This window comes from Acinetobacter sp. TW_SC_4 (genome assembly GCF_054861205.1).
On record NZ_CM142174.1, the window covers coordinates 974,714 to 992,122 of the forward strand.

Consider the following 17,409-nt stretch of genomic DNA (forward strand, 5'->3'; position numbering starts at 1 on the left):
CAAATAAAAAAACACCACATTGATTGTGGTGTTTTTATGAGTAAAGAAAAATTAATCGTTGGCAGAGGTTAGTTCCAAAGCACGTTGATAGGCAATTTTTTTCTTGATCCCGGTCAAATCTGCAGCCAGTTGTGAAGCTGCTTTGACAGACAGATCTTGTAATAAACGCAGTAACAATTTATCCAGTTTTTCCTGATCCAGATCTTTCTCTTCGATAGAACCGCCAATCACCAGTACGATTTCACCTTTTTGCTGGTTATGGTCATTGGCAACAAATTCAACCAGTTCACCCAGTGTCATTTTCTTGATGGTTTCAAAGGTCTTGGTAATTTCACGGGCAAAACCTACAGGACGCTCTGTACCGAATACCGCTGCCAGATCTTTAACACATTCCAGAATGCGGTGTGGTGCTTCATAGAAAATTAAGCTCTGGGTTTCATCTTTCAGTTTTTCCAGAGTCAAGAGTCGCTGACTTTGTTTAGACGGTAAAAAACCTTCAAAGCTGAAACGATCACTCGGTAAACCTACTGCGCTTAAAGCGGCAATTGCAGCGCATGCACCCGGCACAGGCACCACACGAATATTATGTTCTTGTGCAGCACGGACAAACTTGAATCCTGGATCGCTAATCAGTGGTGTGCCTGCATCACTGATCAATGCCATATCTTCACCATTGAGCAGGCGTTGAATCAGCTGATCAATCTTGTTGCTTTCATTATGTTCATGACAGGCTGTCAAAGGTGTTTGAATATTAAAGTGTTTAAGTAATTGTGCAGAAGTTCGTGTATCCTCAGCTGCTGTTAGCGGCAGTGTAAAAATGACCCCCTAACGGCATTTAAAAACTGACCCCCTTGGTTAATATAGCGGTCATTTTGGACTGCTCAACATGTTAACTTTGGAGCAAGCAGTGACAATCCAAATACTTCATCAGCAAGGTAAATCCATTAAAGCCATTAGTCGTGAACTGGGGGTGTCCCGAAATACCGTACGTAAATATTTACGGCAGAAGGAAACACCTCAGTATCGGCGTACACAACCTAGAACAAGTATTCTTGATCCATATAAACCCTATTTACTCAAACGTGTAAACGCAGCTCATCCTGAATGGATTCCTGCTGTTGTGCTCTACCAGGAAATTTTAAGGTTGGGATATCCAGGAAAGATCAGGATCTTGAGGGAATATCTCGCAACATTAAAACCAGTTGCTAAACCGGAACCGATCATTCGTTTTGAAACCCAACCTGGCCAACAAATGCAGGTGGATTTCACCACGATTCGACGCAACAACACGACTTTGAAAGCCTTTGTCGCAACATTAGGGTATTCCAGAGCGACTTTCGTGAAATTTTATGATCATGAACGTACCGATGCATGGATCGATGGTCTAGAAAATGCATTTCAGTTCTTTGCAGGAGTACCTCAAGAAATCCTGTTTGATAACGCTAAAACGATCATGATTGAACGGGATGCCTATCAGGAGGGGCAGCATAAATGGAACCCCAAACTGCTCGACTGCGCCAAGAAATACAGCTTTCGTCCTCGCGTATGTAAGCCCTACCGTGCACAGACCAAAGGCAAAGTTGAACGCTTTAATGGATACCTCAAATCAAGCTTTATTGTGCCATTGAAAGCAAGCCTGAAGACTTCGGGTTTACTGTTAAATGTTGATGTCGCCAATGCCCACATTGGCCGGTGGCTGCATGAAACCGCCAATCAGCGGATTCATGCCACCACGCAAGAAAAACCGGCTGTTCGACTGCAACAGGAGCAGCAAAAATTTACGCCATTACCGCAATCAGATACAGGTTCTGGCACTGTACCTGTTGCAGCAGCACAGCATATCATGCCCTACGAGAGTTTGCAGCATCCCTTATCGGTATATGATCAGTTGCTAGGAGTTTCCTGATGAATCTGCAATACGACCGTATAGAGCAGCTTTGCCAAAAGCTCAATCTGCCTGCCATCGCATCACAATGGTCACATCATGCACAACAAACATTAGGTCAGGATGGAAGTTATGCCGACTTTGTTGAAGCAATCTTGACGCATGAATATGCTGCCAGGCAACAGCGCAGTCAGCAGGTACTGATGAAACTCTCAGGCCTGCCTCAAGTCAAAACCCTGGAAGACTATGATTTTAATTATGCCCTAGGGGCCCCTAAATCACAGGTGATTGAACTGTTCAATCTGAGCTTTATTGCTAGAGCAGAAAATGTGGTGTTTCTGGGGGCTAGCGGAGTAGGAAAAACGCACTTATCTATGGCATTAGGCTATAAGGCCATCATGAACAACATTAAGATCAAGTTCATTACCGCAGCGGATTTAATGCTGCAACTGAGTACAGCCTATCAGCAAGGTAAATTGAAAACCTATATGCAGCGTGCGGTACTGGGACCAAAGTTACTGATTATCGATGAAATTGGTTATTTACCATTTGGACGTGAAGAAGCGAATCTGTTCTTTAACGTGATTGCCAAGCGTTATGAAAAAGGCAGTACGATATTGACGAGTAACTTACCCTTTAGCCAATGGTCTAAGTCATTTGCGGATGATGTCACGTTGACCGCTGCGATGTTAGATCGGCTATTACATCACTGTCATGTGGTACAAATATCGGGTGAGAGTTATCGTTTGAAGGGTAAAAAAAGAATTGGGATTCAGCCCCAGGTTGAAACTTAATACGAGATCAAAGGGGTCAATTTTACTTTGCCATTTGTAAGGTAAAAGGGGTCAATTTTAGAATGCCGTTGACACTGCAATAAGACTCACCGATTTCAATACATTAATTGCACGATAACTAATATCATCTAAGTGCCCGATTGGAGTCGCAACAACAAATAACTGAGCACTCATAGGTTTCTCCATGTGGAATAAATCGAATAATAAAAAATGGAAGATTCAAAATAAAATTTTGGGCTTGGGGTTACTGGCCTGCGTCAGCAGCGTACAAGCGGAAGTGCTGATTATTCTACCTGAAACCGGCCCCTTGGCGCGAGCCGCTTCAAGTATCAAGCAAGGATTTCTCAGTGCGTATATGGCGTCCGGACAGAAAGTACCATTGAAATGGGTCAATTCAGACCAGAAAAAAATCTCTCAATTACTCAAACAGCATGTCAGTAAAAAGACGCAAATGGTGATTGGTCCTTTGGCACGTCAGGATGTAGAGCAGTTGGTGCAGACTAAACCCAAGATTCGTACACTGAGTTTGAATGAAACTAGCCTCACGGCCCCAAATATCTGGCAATTTAGCCTGTCGAAAAAAGAAGATGCAGCTGCCTTACAGAAGCAGATTGCGCTAGATGGGATTCAGCAACTGTTTGTGCTGCGTCAACCGGGCAGTGAGTCAGAACATGAACTCTTGCTGATGTCACTACTTAGCCAGAGTGAACTGCAACTGGAAATGATCCAGAAGCCGCCATTTTTTCTGAAGAGCAAGCAGGGGATCCTATTGCTCGGCAATGCGGACTGGCTGGCATCCTTACAGGGTTTAGGACATAAACGGATTTACACAGTCGCGAATGCAATTAATGAACAGCATGCTCCGCCACGAGGCATCAAGTTCTGCGATGTGCCGGTACTTTATTTTGCTAACTGGCCTGATGTGATGCAGGCTTATCAACAGGCACCGGTGAATATGTCCTATCAGCGTTTGATTGCTTTTGGTGGTGATGCCTGGCAAATCACCCAGTATTATTTAAACAATAAAAAAATACGCAATATTGAATTCCAGGGTCGTACTGGAATGATTCGGGTATCGGATCAGGGCATACAACGTACGCCGTCCTGTTTTCAGCAGAGTGCCAAAGGTCTCAAGGCACTATAAGGGTCAACGATGCAGAAACAATTAGGTGCATGGGCAGAACAACAAGCTGCCCAACTAATGCAGCAACAAGACTTTCAGCTCATTGCCAGAAACTGGCATAGTCGCTATGGTGAACTTGATCTGGTCATGCAGCGTGAGCAGGAACTGGTCTTTGTCGAGGTAAAAGCACGGGCTAAAACAGCTTATGCATTGGCTTTTGAATCGGTTTCCTCTGCCAAGCAACGAAAAGTCCTACAAACGGCTGTATGTTTTATTCAAAAAAATCCACAGTTTGCACATTATTACTATCGTTTTGATGTGATTTGTTTTGATTTTAATCGGTATTTTGCAAAAACCATACAGCATGATTTTTCTCAATACCCTTATGATCTGCACTGGTTTGAAAATGCTTTTACTTTTGATCAAGAGTTTATTAATCTTTGAATAAAATAAGATCTGATGCGGTAGATAAAATTTGCAGCATCATGGGAAAGTTCAAGTATGATGAAGAACATCTGGCCTTGAAAAAACAGATTATTATATTGAAATAAGACTGATTAAAATTAAGGAGTCTTGCTGAGTGGTTAAGCGTATTGCAATAACAATGCTGTGTGTCGCAAGTTTATCGGGTTGTGCCAGCTTTATTTCTAGCGGTACTGGTACTGCTCCTGTAGGTACCGAAAATGGAGCTCGGACGCTAGGACAGGTATTTATCGATTCTTCTATTGTACGTACTGCAAAAATTAATCTTTATAAACTGGATTCACGTTTTAAACAGTCAAGGGTCAATATTGAAAGCTTCCATGGCAATGTCCTGTTGACCGGGCAGGTGCCGGATGCGCATCTCAAGCAATTGGCAGAAGATAATGTCAAATCCATGAGTGACGTCAAAGCGGTGCATAATTTTATTACTGTGGGTAACCAGAGCAGCTACACTACGATCATGCAGGATACCGCCGTGACGGCGAATACCCGTGGCCTGATTATGAAAGCACCGGTGGTATCTGACAGTAAAGTGCATGTGCATACTGAAGATGGTGTGCTGTATGTGATGGGACGTCTGAATAGTGCAGAAATCGATGACCTGAATCAGGTGCTGCAACAAGTGGGGAATATCACAAAAATTGTCACGCTCATCGACAACGTGGATCAGCGCTCTGGTTATAATACTAACCAGAATTTTGCAGCGCCTGCATCTTATGCACAGTCGGGTGTTGAACAGACTCCAGTCGCCATTGATCCTGATACAGTTGAACCGACTGATGTTCCATAAGGTCGGTCAATTTAAAACGCAGCTGTCAGACCGGATCCTTGAAGTCCAGCAACGTTATAAAGATTTCCGGATCTATGATTTTGGCAGTTATGCGCTGAACCGTTTAACCCCAAAACAGGGTTATAGTGTTGAAACCCAGTTAGCCTATGGCTTAAAAGCCCGTCAACGTTTTGATCTGTTTTTAAGTCATCAGCCTTTAGCGCATCGCCCCCTGATTGTCTTTGTCCATGGTGGTGCCTGGCTGCACGGTGATAAAAAGGATTACCATTTCATTGGCGAGGCCTTTGCCAAAGAAGGCTATGATGTGGTGGTGATGAACTATCACCTAGCGCCTGAACACATTTTCCCGATCTATATCAATGACCTGCATCTGTTGCTAAATCATTTGCAGCAGCATGCAGGCCAGTTAAATGTTTCTACGGAAAATCTGGTCTTGATGGGACATTCAGCCGGGGCATTTAATGTCATGTCAGCGCTATACCATCCACAAAAGGCCATGATTGAGCGGGAACAGATCCGCGCCATTATTGGTCTGGCAGGACCGTATCATTTTAACTATAAAGATGATCCAATCTGTGCCGATGCTTTTGACCAGTCGATTCCGTATCAGCAGGTGATGCCATATTATTTTGTGGAAAATACCTCCACCAAACATTATCTGTTCATGGCAGAGCGGGACAATATTGTCGGTCATTTTAACAGTCAGGATCTGGATCGGGTATTAAAAGACCATGGCAATCATAGCGAGCTGATTACGATTCCGAAACTGGGCCATATTACAATGATTGGTTCATTGTCCAGTTTGTTTAGCCGGTTCTTTGAAACCAAGCCACGTGTGATGTGGGCGCTAGAAGATACTTTTAAATGAATATCTGTGATTTTGGTAATTCTCACAAAAAAGCCCGGTATAAAAACCGGGCTTTTTTAGTTGAAAACCTTAGAGCCATTCACGGGTATCATCTGCGACCGGTGTACCTTGAGTCACATGCATGATCATGGCATGGGCAATACTGCCTTTAAATGGAATTTCCGGCAGCTGATTAAATTTAAAGAATTTCGCGTCGCTAATTTCTTCTTCCTGCAATTGCAGCTCACCGCCAGCATATTCTGCTTTGAAGGCAATCATCAGATTACTCGGGAAGGGCCAGGGCTGACTAGCCAGATACTGGATATTTTTCACTTTCAAGCCGACTTCTTCCAGCGTCTCGCGACGTACCGCTTCTTCAAGCGTTTCCCCAACTTCGACAAATCCGGCAATCAGGCCATACATCTGGCTTTTGGTATTACGTGCATTTTTAGCCAGCAAAATTTCATCTTCACCACGGGTAATCACGGTAATCACACAAGGTTGCACCCTTGGATACTGACGATAATGGCAAGCTGGGCAAACCATGGCATATTCAATAGCATGGGCTTTAGTCGGGGTGCCACAGTGGCTACAGAACTTGTGATTTCGGCGCCATTCCAATAGTTGCACAGCACGGCTGGCCTGTTCAAATTGCTGAACATTCCAGAACTGTAATAATTGACGGACTGGAACCAGTTGCAAGCCTTCAGGAGTTGGCTCATCTGGAAGAAGATCACGGGCAATCACCTGATCACCCGGATTCAGCAGCAAATCACTTGCCAGAGCTTCAACTTGAGGCAGTTGAAAGTGTTGGTCGACCAGCAACTGTTGCTGCTGGAAAATATAAGCAAGTGATAATTTTTTAGACATTAGGCAACGATTTTCAGTTTCTCACTACTGTCTAATGCTACCTTAAACATGGACTGTAATACAGGCTGTTTATTCTTTAAGTTATCGATCATCATATCGGCACTAGCCAATGCATCCAGCGCATGATGAATTTCTGCTGGTGTTAATGCAACCGACTGTTCAATACGGTTTTTGATAAACAGGGCAGTTGTATTGAATGCAGCTTTCACATGTTCAGCATTCAGGAACAGCATAGCACCGCCAATTTCACAGAACTGGATGGGTACAGGTTCGAGTTTGGTCAGATCTTGATCCTGCAGATAATCAGTCAGAATCTGGCTAGATAATTCAATCAGTGCCTTGGTTTCATTTAACAAAGCGTTATGTGCTTCGTCCAGACGATCCAATGAGATATTCATGTTATTCACACGTAGCTGCAGACGGCTCGAAGTATGGTGACGTTCCAATACACCAATCGAGTTCATCGCGGACAGAATCACATTCATCAACTGCTGGGCAAAAGACTCATCTTTCAGAATATCCGCCTGGCTGAGTGAAGCTGCCTGACGGTTTAAATCATGATAGGCTTCGTTCAGGTTCAGAACCTTGAAGATATTGGCCAAGCTATTCAGCTGAGTCTGGAGTTCCTGCGTTTTTTCAGGTGTCATGTGCTGATAGTTATATTCGATATCATTGCGGATCTGGGTCATTTCCGCAGTCACCAGCTCGCTAATGGTATGCATGGTTTCAAAGTCCGGACCATATAGGTGACGGCTGAACACCTGAAGTTGCATATCTGTCAGTAGATCATCACCAATATTCAGCTGGCTACGGATTTGCTGTGCAGTTGCATCTTCCTGACTGATACATAAGCTTAATACATTTGCCAGATCGGACAGAGAGGCTTTGAAGCTGTTGGCTGAACTAAAGTACTGCGCCATGTTGCGTTCAATACTGATTAAAGTACGCAAACGTGGTTCATTGATGAGCAGGTGATCAATATTATCAAAAGCAACATGCACCAGATGCCAGTATTGCTTGCTTGGATGATTTGCTGAAAGACCTGCCAGATAAGTACCGACCAGTTTGATCGCTTGCAGATCCATCTCGCTTTCTTCCTGTTTTAGCAGTTTGTTAAGAGACAGCTTATACAGGCGTTGCACATATTTGGATTTTTCCAGACCTGGTACTTGGGGTAACTGGAAGTCTGGAGTAATCAGATCAAGCAAAGGTTCAATATGCTGACCTTCGGTCGTCAATGGTTTACCAAGCGCAAGTTCCAGACGGTTCAGGGTATCGAGCAGGAACTGCGGAATTTTCACTTCACGCAAGCAGATAAATTCGATATAGCGTTTCAGCATGGTGGTGCCTTCACTCAATGCGATCACATCCTGAGTGTTGACCTGCGCCGGATTCCCCATAATCTTGCGCATCAGTTCTGCTGAATATTGAGCAATTTGTGCCAGATTCGGCATATCAATCAGTGCCAGTACCTGTGCACATTGTTCGAACTGATTTAATGCATCGTCAATGCCAAAAGGTAAAGTTTGATCTTCTACCAAGGTGCTTACTGCTGATTCGACTAACTTGATCGAGTTATCAACCTCATTTTTTATTATCAGTAAAGCTGTTGGATCAAAATGTATAGAGGTTTGGTAAGACATGGATCTGCACCTTTCCTTGAGTATTTTCTATATATGAGCCCCGCTTTATCGGACGGGGCCTCTTTGGAATTACTATAACTGAAGAACTGTATTTTAAAAGCGAAATTACTGCTTGAAATTTAGATTTTATTTTGCAAAAAGGCAAGGCGTTCCATGCTTTTCTTCAAATTGTTTGACCCATTTCTCATGTTCGGCAAGTTCTTCATCTGATGGAAGAATCACAGGCAATTCAATTTCGATTTTCACAGTGCTTGAACTGCCACCTTGTTCTTCGGTATGTGACAGGGCATCCATATCAAAAGAGACCTGTCCACCGGTCATGGCCAGATAAACATCGGACAGAATTTCCGCATCGAGCAAGGCACCGTGGAAGGTACGGTCACGTTGTGGAATTTCGTAACGACGCACGAGGGCATCTAGAGAGTTTTTCTGTCCAGGATGCTTGGATTTGGCCATTGCCAGAGTATCGGTTACTTCACAAACTTCAGAAAGTGCGACAAAGCCTGCACGCTTGAATTCCATATCCAGGAAGTTCATATCGAAGGTCGCGTTATGCGCAATAATTTCGGCACCTTGCAGATAGTCAAACAGTACCTGTGAGATTTCTTCAAACAGCGGCTTGTCTTGCAGGAACTCGTCGGTAATACCGTGGACATTCACCGAATCACCAACCGGTTTTTTCGGATTGATATAAATATGGATTGAGCTGCCGGTAAGTTTCCGGTTAATCATTTCGATCGCACCCACCTCAATGATCCGGTCACCATCCTGATAATAGAAACCGGTGGTTTCCGTATCCAGAATCAATTGACGGGGGCCATGCAGCTCTAAGGTCGGCGGTGTAATCACAATTTGCGGATGTAGTTCGGTTGAATCTGAAGTGACTGAAGCAGACTCATCGGTATTTTCAATTGTTTCTAAATTTTCAGTCCGTTCCATTTTTTCTTCGGCCATTTCCATGCTCTCTTCGAGTTCTTCTTCACTATCGACAAGATCCAGCCCGAAAGGGTCGTCTAGAAGCCAGTCAGGTTCAGATTTTTTTTTATTTTCAGTGATTGCAGTAACTGATTTGGATTTTTTCAAGGTTTCATCTGCGCCCTGATTAGCCAGTTGATCGGCCATTTCATTGCCAGGATGTCCGGCATGGCCTTTTACCCAGTGCCATTCAATATCCCGACCTTGGCAAATGGCATCCAGTTTTTGCCATAGATCCGGATTTTTAACGTCTTTCCAGTTTTTCTTTTTCCAGCCATGAATCCATTCGGTAATGCCTTGTTTGACATAATTGGAATCGGTATAAATGACCAGCTTGGCATCTTTTGGACAGAACTGGATGCCTTCGATCGCTGCGGTCAGCTCCATGCGATTATTGGTGGTATGATCTTCGCCACCGCAAATTTTGTGTTCCTGCTGTTCGGTAATTATGTACGCACCCCAACCGCCTAAACCCGGGTTGCCGCGACAGGCGCCATCAACATATAGCGTGATAGTGTGAGACATAAATTAAAATCCGATCAAAAAAGAACTTGCTGAAGCGGATATTGTATAACGCAAATACGCTTGATGCGTCTAGATGCACCAGTTTTTTTAATTTCTTGTAACATTTAACGTGAAATCGGGGTAAATTAATGCCTTGTGTCCACGACATGCTTCACTACAATGGCATATCTAAAAAATAAATTTATATACGAATTGTTTGGATTTCTTTATGTATAAACCAACCGCAATTTTGTGGCAGCCTGCATTACCAACATTTTTAAAATTTTCTGTACTTGGAACGGCACTCGCTTCCTTGGGACTGACGGGCTGTTCTTCTACACAAAGTGCGACCCAAAAAGCGTCAAGCAAGCAGGTTGGCTCACAATATCTAGATGCAAGCAGTTTGGATGGGCTGGAAGATTTACTTTCTGCAACGGATATGCGTGCGGTTGAAGGTGACCGCTTACTGATTTTGAAGCATGGTGATATCTGGAAACGGATGACCGTGGGTTTCAAGATGGATCTGAATACCTGGAATCCGCGTATTGATGCACAGCGTGGCTGGTTTATTTCCCGTCAGCCTTATCTGGACCGCCTGAGTGCCCGTGCATCGCGCTATCTCTATTATACGGTGAAAGAAGCAGAACGCCGTGGCATGCCTACAGAGCTGGCTTTATTACCGATCATTGAAAGTTCTTATGACCCGGCGGCGACCAGTAGTGCAGCAGCAGCAGGTTTATGGCAGTTCATTCCAAGTACTGGCCGTATTTATGGTCTGAAACAAACCTCACTTTACGATGGCCGTCGTGATGTCGTTGAGTCGACTCGTGCGGCTTATGAGTTTCTAGGCAGCTTATATAACCAGTTTGGTTCCTGGGAATTGGCTTTGGCCTCTTATAATGCCGGTCCAGGCCGTATCCAGCAGGCGATTAACCGTAATAAGGCCGCAGGCTTGCCTACCGATTACTGGTCCTTGAAACTGCCTCAGGAAACCATGAACTATGTGCCGCGTTTCCTGGCAGTTGCGCAGATTGTGAAAAATCCGGGTACTTATGGCGTGAGTTTGCCACCAATTGCCAACCGTCCTCACTTTCGTGAAGTGACTGTCGGTGCAGCCAATTTAAATGAGATTGCAGCCATTACCGGTTTAAGCCGTGCTGAACTGTATCAGCTTAACCCGGGGCATCGTGGTGATCGTATTGATCCGGAAAGTCCGCGCCGTATTTTGATTCCGGCTGACTTAAGTCCATCGATTGATGGAAAACTGAAAAAACTGCAGTCTAGTTCAAGCGGCTTATGGGCAGGTACTGTCATCAGTAACTCGCCTAAAACGACCACTACAGTAACTCCAAATCCAACTGTAGCACCAGCATCAACCAGTACCACCATCGTACCTGCCAAGCAGACTCCGCCGGTGCTTGCCACTACGACTGCTAAGACTGCAACAGCAACTAAAGCTCCAACTGCGACTACATCACCAAAGCCAGCTACGACTGCACCAGCAGCAGTGTCAACCACGACGACACCTAATCTAACTGCACAAACCACCAAACGGGTCAGCACACCACGTGGTTCCGAAGCACTTGCTGAATTTGCGGCAAAAAGTGAATTGCCTATTCCAAGCGCGCCACGTATTCCGGTTGCTGTGACGCCAGTTGCTTCAGTGAAGCCTATCCAGGTCGAGCCACCAATTACCGCAGCTGAACGTCAGCAAATCCAGAAAGTGGTGTCAGCAGAAGAAATTAATAAGACCGTGGATGAGCTTTTACAACCTGTGGCGACTGCAGCTGAACAGGCACAGGTCATTGAAGAGTTGAAAGCACTGGCACCTGCAGGCACAGAAATTGTTGACCCTTATGATGGCAAGATCAAACTGACTGCAATTCAGACCAGTCAGTCTATTGCCGAGCAGCAGGGCAAGGAACTGACCAAAGGATTCTCATATCCGAAAGAAGTCGCTGTAAACACCAGTGCAGATTCAGTTGAAGCTCGACTCAATCAGGGCAAAAACTATGTAAAAACTGATTCAGAAGTTGTGGTTGTGGCACCGAAAGGTAAGCGCAGTACCTATAAGGTTTTACCGGGCGATAATCTGGCATTGATTGCAGCGAAGAATGGCGTGAACTGGCGTGATGTCGCGAAATGGAACCAGATTGATCCAAACTCTACATTATATGTGGGCACCACAATTTATCTCTATGATGCCAACCCAGTACAGGAAGTACCGAAAGCCAAAGAGAAACCGGAAAGTTATGTGGTTCAGGCCAATGATTCTTTGACCAGCGTTTCCAGCCAGTTCGGCCTGAGTGTTAAACAGTTGGCTGATTATAATGATCTGAGTACGACCAGTGGTTTATTTGTGGGGCAAAAGCTTTCCCTAAAAGAAAGTACCAGCAAAGCGAAAGTTGAAGACAGCAAAAAAGTCGAAACTGTCAAAGTCCAGACCAAGTCCTATACCGTTAAACGTGGTGAGTATCTGAAACTGATTGCAGATCGCTACGCATTGTCGAATGCAGAACTTGCTGCACTAACTCCGGGTTTAACCGCGGGTAGCAGTTTGATGATCGGACAGAAGATTAATGTTCCTCTCAATGAAGTTGATGAACTGACTGCGAGCAGCAAGAAAACCGAAAAAATCGAACAGAAGTTTGAGAACGTTAAGGTTGATCATACGCCAACAGAAAGCTATCAGGTCAAACGTGGTGAAACCCTGTACAGCATTGCCAATCAAAGTAAATTGACGGTATCTGAACTGGCAGCGTTAAATGGCCTGTCTGCAAACAGCGGCTTACGCATTGGTCAGACCATCAAGATTCCGGCCGGTAGTCAGGTTCCTGACAGTTATACGGTTCAATCGGGTGATACGCTGACCGGGATTGCAGCAAAATATAATCTGTCGATGGATCAGATTGCCAACCTGAACAATATTTCCCGTAGTGCAAATGTGCGTGTGGGTCAGCATCTGAAATTATCTGGTAGTCCTGAACCTGTGCAGGAAGTGGTCACCGAGACTCAGGAAAACAATGTCAAATCAGATACTCACATCGTGAAATCTGGTGAAACCTTAAGCTCGATTGCCCGCCAATATCATCTACAATTACGTTATCTGGCAGACCTGAACGGCCTAAGCACCAATAGCAATGTGCGGATTGGACAGCGTTTAAAAATTAATGAAGATATTCAGATTGCCAAAAAAGAGCCAGTAGTAAAAGTCGCAACAAAATCTGCCTCTTCTAAGGCGACAGAATCCTATACGGTAAAATCCGGAGAATCACTGATTGCGATTGCCAATCGTGTAGGAGTACCCGTTACTGATCTGGCGAGCCTGAATAATCTTAGTCCACGTGCTGGTTTACGTGTGGGCCAAACGCTTCAGCTTCCAAAGCTGGTCACTGAATACAAGGTGAAGCGTGGCGATACCTTGATTGGTCTGGCATCCCGTTATGGTATGGCAACCAATGAGCTGGCAGAAATGAATGAGCTGAAACCCAATACTCAATTGCGTATTGGTGATGTGATTAAGGTTCCAAATTAATTTCTGGATCGTGAAATTGTTTAATCCCGTCCATGTCTTATGGATTCTTGCTGCCCCTTGGATCATCAGTTCTAGCGGGGCAGCAGTCATTACGACACCTTATATTGCACTGCATGGTGCACCCAAATATGCACAGGCTAAATCTCTGCCTTATGCCAATCCGCAAGCGCCCAAAGGCGGCATTCTTATTCAGGCAGCCGATGGCAGTTTTGATAATCTGAACAGCATGAATGGTAAGGGGAATGTCACTGAAGGGATTAATTATATTTTTGACAGCCTTATGTCGAAATCCCTGGATGAGCCCGGCGTTTATTATCCTCTGCTGGCGGAGAAAGTCAGTTTCGATCCAAAGCAGACTGCTTATATTATTTTCCATTTAAATCCTAAGGCCAGATTCAGTAATGGTCAGCCAGTGACGGCTAAAGATGTGAAATACAGTTTTGATCTGTACCAGACCCAGTCTAATTTTGGCTTACAGATGTATCTGGCAGATATTAAAAAAACCGAAGTCCTGTCACCTTCAAAAGTTAAGATTAGTTTTAAATCTCGCCATAATCCGGAAATGGCCATGATTGTGACTCAGATGCCGATCTATTCTCAGCAGGAATGGCAAAAGCGTAATTTCAAAGACATTAACCTGAAACCGATCTTGGGTTCTGGGCCTTATGTGATTGAACGTATTGATGCAGGACGCAGTATTTCCTATAAACGTAATCCGCATTACTGGGGTAAAGATCTGCTGGTCAATCGTGGGCGTTATAATTTTGATCGCATACAGTATCGTTATTACCGTAGTCCGGAAATCAAGTTTGAAGCTTTTAAGTCGGGCCAGTTCACACTGCATGAAGAAAAACAGGTTAACCGCTGGGTAAGTGATTATCGCTTTCCTGCGGTAGAGCAAGGCCAGATCAAAACCTATCGTTTTCACCATCACAATCCGATTCCAACCCAAAGCCTGATTTTTAATATGCGGCGTCAGCCCTTTGCCGATATCCGCTTCCGGCAAGCTTTAACTCTGGCCTATGATTTTGAATGGCTAAATAAAGCCTTGTTTCATGGGGAATATCAGCGTCTCAACAGCTTTTTTAGTAACAGTGAACTGGCATCTACAGGCAAGCCGAGTGCCCAAGAGCTGAAAATATTACAGCCAAATTTATCTAAATTGCATCCGGTGCAACGTCAGACGGTATTACAGGATTGGCATTATCCGCAATCAGATGCCTCCGGGTTTAACCGCAAAAATTTATTACAGGCGCGACAAATTTTATTGAATGCCGGTTACCGTTATCAGCAGGGAAAACTGGTGACTGCTCAAGGTAAACCTGTACAGATTGAATTTCTGTTGCATCAGGCTGAACAGCAGCGTCATCTAATGCCTTATCTACGCCATTTGAAACGTTTAGGAATTCAGGCGTACATTCGGATGGTGGAAACGGCTCAGTACTATGAGCGCCTTAGAAATTATCAGTTTGATATGATTGTGGATACTATGCCGCAATCGCTGACACCGGGGCAGGAACAGAAACAGTTTTGGGGTAGTCAGGCGGCACGTCAGCCTGGCAATTATAATTATGCCGGTATTCAAAATCCGGTGATTGATCGGGTGATTGATCAGGTGGTTCAACCACAAAGCCGGGAGCAGCTGATTTATAGTAGCCGAGCTTTAGATCGTTTATTGCGAGCCGGTTATTATCATATTCCGACTTATGGTACGGGTGAATACTGGTATGCTTACTGGAATATGTATCAGCAGCCTAAAATCAAGCCCAAGCTTTCTGCGGGTATTGATTACTGGTGGGTGGATGCAGCTAAAGCCAGACAAGTGGCGCCGTACTTAAAATATCGCTAGATTTCCAGCTTTGGGGAGTGCCATGAGCACTTATATCGTCAAACGTTTGCTTCTTATGATTCCGACATTATTGATGGTTTTACTAATCAATTTTGTGGTGATTCAGCTTGCACCGGGTGGTCCAGTGGAACAGGCCATCTATCAGGCACAGCATGCAAATAATTTGGCGATCGGTGGCTTGCAGTATCAGGGACAGCAAGGCCTGACGCCCGAAATGCTGGAGCAGATCAAGACTCAGTATGGATTTGATCAGCCGGTTTATTTACGTTTCTGGGAAATGTTGAAAAGCTATGCCCAGTTTGATTTAGGCCAGAGCTTTTTTAAAGGCCAAGCTGTGACTGAACTGATCTGGGAAAAATTGCCAGTTTCACTGTCTCTAGGTTTCTGGAGTACCTTGCTCATTTATCTGGTCTCTATTCCTCTTGGCATCCAGAAGGCCAAAAAGCATGGCAGCCTGTTTGATCAAACGACGTCTTTGCTGCTGGCTGTGGGCTATGCTATTCCAGCCTTTATCTTTGCCATTTTGCTGATTGTATTTTTTGCAGGTGGTTCCTATCTGCAATGGTTTCCTTTACAAGGGTTAAGCTCGGAAAATTTTGCTGAATTATCCCTCTTTGGAAAAATTCAGGATTATTTTTGGCATATGGCTTTGCCGCTACTGGCTATGGTACTCGGCGGTTTTGCACGGCTGACTTATCTGGTGAAATTTTCCTTTATGGAAGAACTCAGTAAACAATATGTGCTGGCAGCAAGAGCGAAGGGACTACAGGACAGAGCAGTGTTCTACCGTCATGTACTGCGCAATGCTGTGCTGGTGTTGGTTGCCAGTTTGCCAGAAGCTTTGCTCGGTATTTTATTTGTCGGGAACCTGTTTATTGAAATCCTCTTTAATCTGGATGGTTTGGGCATGCTGGGATTTGAAGCGATTCTGCAGCGGGATTATCCGGTCATTTTTGGAACCTTGTTTATTTTTACCTTATTGGGCTTGGTGCTGCGTTTGATCAGTGATGTGCTGTATCGGGTGATTGATCCCCGGATCCATTTTGATTCGCGAGGGTCAAAATAATGTCACCAATGCTACGCGCCAGCCTGCAACGTTTTAAAAATAATAAAACCGGATTTGCCTGCTTCATTGCCTTTACCATTATTTTTATCTTGTCACTTGGTGCTGAGCTGATCGCTAACGATAAGCCTTTACTGGTCAAGTATGAGGATTCCTATTATCTGCCAGTAATAAAGTCATATCCTGAAACGACTTTTGGGGGTGTCTTTGAAACTGAAGCCGAGTATCAGGATCCTACGGTACAGCAGCTGATTAATGCCAAAGGCTGGGCAATCTGGTCGGTGATCCACTTCGGCTATGACACACCCAATTTGGCACTCGATATTCCAGTACCTTCACCTCCAAGCCGACAAAATTGGCTAGGAACAGACGATCAGGGAAGGGATGTGCTAGCACGTATTTTATATGGCTTGCGTATTTCCTTGCTGTTTGGCTTTGCATTAACTTTACTGTCAGCAGGATTAGGTGTGCTGGTTGGGGCAGTTCAAGGCTATTATGGTGGCTGGATTGATCTGATCGGGCAACGTGCACTTGAGGTCTGGAGCAGCCTGCCGATGCTGTTTATGGTCATGATTCTGGTCAGTGTGTTTAGTCCAAATATTTACTGGCTATTTGTGATCATGCTGTTTTTTGGCTGGACGACACTAGTGTCGATGGTGCGCGCCGAATTTTTACGAGCCAGAAATCTGGAATATGTCTGGGCAGCAAGAAGCATTGGAGCAGGGCATGGCCGGATCATGTTTCGGCATATCTTGCCGAATGTCATAGGTTCCAGTCTGTCACAACTTCCTTTCATGCTGACCGCCAACATCAGCGCACTAACTGCACTGGACTTTTTAGGTTATGGTTTGCCGCCTGAAACCGCTTCTTTGGGTGAATTATTGCTGCAGGGCAAAAATAATATCAATGCGCCGTGGTTGGCTTTGTCCGGGTTTCTGACCTTAGCCATTGTCTTGTCTTTGCTCATCTATATCGGTGAAGCCATCCGAGATGCTTTCGATCCCAAAATTTAAAATGATTTTTTTAAGACTACCCCCTAATATCTAAA

Annotated in this window: 13 protein-coding genes and 2 pseudogenes; 10 read left to right on the top strand and 5 right to left on the bottom strand. The window is 44.6% G+C overall.

Annotated features, from left to right (window positions below):
- Window positions 1-51 precede the first annotated feature (51 nt).
- Window positions 52-801: pseudogene (rsmI, locus tag ACWM1W_RS04585) on the bottom strand (16S rRNA (cytidine(1402)-2'-O)-methyltransferase); the annotation flags it as partial.
- Window positions 802-886: 85 nt separating this feature from the next.
- Here rsmI and istA point away from each other — a divergent pair.
- Together istA and istB are read left to right on the top strand one after the other, a co-directional pair.
- The gene (istA, locus tag ACWM1W_RS04590; RefSeq protein WP_286716026.1) at window positions 887-1,906 is read left to right on the top strand and encodes an IS21 family transposase; all 1,020 of its coding nucleotides are present in this window, start codon (window positions 887-889) and stop codon (window positions 1,904-1,906) included.
- Window positions 1,906-2,679, top strand: coding sequence for an IS21-like element ISAba8 family helper ATPase IstB (gene istB, locus ACWM1W_RS04595; RefSeq protein WP_075167882.1), 774 nt, complete (start codon window positions 1,906-1,908; stop codon window positions 2,677-2,679). The genes istA and istB overlap by 1 nt, the downstream gene beginning before the upstream one ends.
- 75 nt (window positions 2,680-2,754) lie before the next feature.
- On the opposite strand, the pseudogene ACWM1W_RS04600 reads toward istB, so the two are convergent.
- Window positions 2,755-2,853 (bottom strand): annotated as a pseudogene (locus tag ACWM1W_RS04600) (16S rRNA (cytidine(1402)-2'-O)-methyltransferase); the annotation flags it as partial.
- A gap of 10 nt (window positions 2,854-2,863) precedes the next feature.
- Between ACWM1W_RS04600 and ACWM1W_RS04605 the strand changes: the two are divergent.
- From ACWM1W_RS04605 to ACWM1W_RS04620, 4 genes are all read left to right on the top strand, one after another.
- Window positions 2,864-3,823: a penicillin-binding protein activator gene (locus ACWM1W_RS04605; protein WP_214001442.1), complete on the top strand. Its 960-nt coding sequence runs from the start codon at window positions 2,864-2,866 to the stop codon at window positions 3,821-3,823.
- Window positions 3,824-3,832: 9 nt separating this feature from the next.
- Window positions 3,833-4,246 (top strand): YraN family protein, encoded by a 414-nt coding sequence (locus ACWM1W_RS04610; RefSeq protein ID WP_034170475.1) that lies wholly within the window; start codon window positions 3,833-3,835, stop codon window positions 4,244-4,246.
- A gap of 136 nt (window positions 4,247-4,382) precedes the next feature.
- The gene (locus tag ACWM1W_RS04615; RefSeq protein WP_004782863.1) at window positions 4,383-5,075 is read left to right on the top strand and encodes a BON domain-containing protein; all 693 of its coding nucleotides are present in this window, start codon (window positions 4,383-4,385) and stop codon (window positions 5,073-5,075) included.
- Complete coding sequence (locus ACWM1W_RS04620) at window positions 5,065-5,943, top strand: alpha/beta hydrolase (protein WP_214001441.1); 879 nt, start codon at window positions 5,065-5,067, stop codon at window positions 5,941-5,943. Before ACWM1W_RS04615 ends, ACWM1W_RS04620 begins: the two co-directional genes overlap by 11 nt.
- Before the next feature lie 69 nt (window positions 5,944-6,012).
- Here ACWM1W_RS04620 and nudC read toward each other — a convergent pair whose 3' ends face one another.
- The 3 genes from nudC to dnaQ all read right to left on the bottom strand — a co-directional run bounded on the left by nudC (window position 6,013) and on the right by dnaQ (window position 9,935).
- Window positions 6,013-6,792, bottom strand: a complete 780-nt coding sequence (gene nudC, locus ACWM1W_RS04625) for an NAD(+) diphosphatase (protein WP_214001440.1) — start codon at window positions 6,790-6,792, stop codon at window positions 6,013-6,015.
- A complete protein-coding gene (locus ACWM1W_RS04630; RefSeq protein WP_214001439.1) occupies window positions 6,792-8,435 on the bottom strand; it encodes a chemotaxis protein in 1,644 nt (547 codons plus the stop codon). Before ACWM1W_RS04630 ends, nudC begins: the two co-directional genes overlap by 1 nt.
- A gap of 126 nt (window positions 8,436-8,561) precedes the next feature.
- Complete coding sequence (gene dnaQ, locus ACWM1W_RS04635; protein ID WP_175967198.1) at window positions 8,562-9,935, bottom strand: DNA polymerase III subunit epsilon; 1,374 nt, start codon at window positions 9,933-9,935, stop codon at window positions 8,562-8,564.
- A 208-nt stretch (window positions 9,936-10,143) separates the two neighbouring features.
- Here dnaQ and ACWM1W_RS04640 point away from each other — a divergent pair, with 208 nt between their 5' ends.
- Genes ACWM1W_RS04640 through ACWM1W_RS04655 form a run of 4 tightly spaced genes read left to right on the top strand, consistent with a single transcriptional unit; the run spans window position 10,144 to window position 17,374 of the window.
- Window positions 10,144-13,449, top strand: coding sequence for a LysM peptidoglycan-binding domain-containing protein (locus tag ACWM1W_RS04640; protein ID WP_214001438.1), 3,306 nt, complete (start codon window positions 10,144-10,146; stop codon window positions 13,447-13,449).
- A gap of 43 nt (window positions 13,450-13,492) precedes the next feature.
- Complete coding sequence (locus ACWM1W_RS04645) at window positions 13,493-15,298, top strand: extracellular solute-binding protein (protein WP_375725721.1); 1,806 nt, start codon at window positions 13,493-13,495, stop codon at window positions 15,296-15,298.
- A 22-nt stretch (window positions 15,299-15,320) separates the two neighbouring features.
- Complete coding sequence (locus ACWM1W_RS04650; protein ID WP_005234771.1) at window positions 15,321-16,364, top strand: ABC transporter permease subunit; 1,044 nt, start codon at window positions 15,321-15,323, stop codon at window positions 16,362-16,364.
- Window positions 16,364-17,374 carry an ABC transporter permease gene (locus tag ACWM1W_RS04655; RefSeq protein ID WP_005234773.1) on the top strand — a complete coding sequence of 337 codons (1,011 nt, stop codon included), beginning with the start codon at window positions 16,364-16,366 and terminating at the stop codon, window positions 17,372-17,374. The genes ACWM1W_RS04650 and ACWM1W_RS04655 overlap by 1 nt, the downstream gene beginning before the upstream one ends.
- Window positions 17,375-17,409 lie beyond the last annotated feature (35 nt).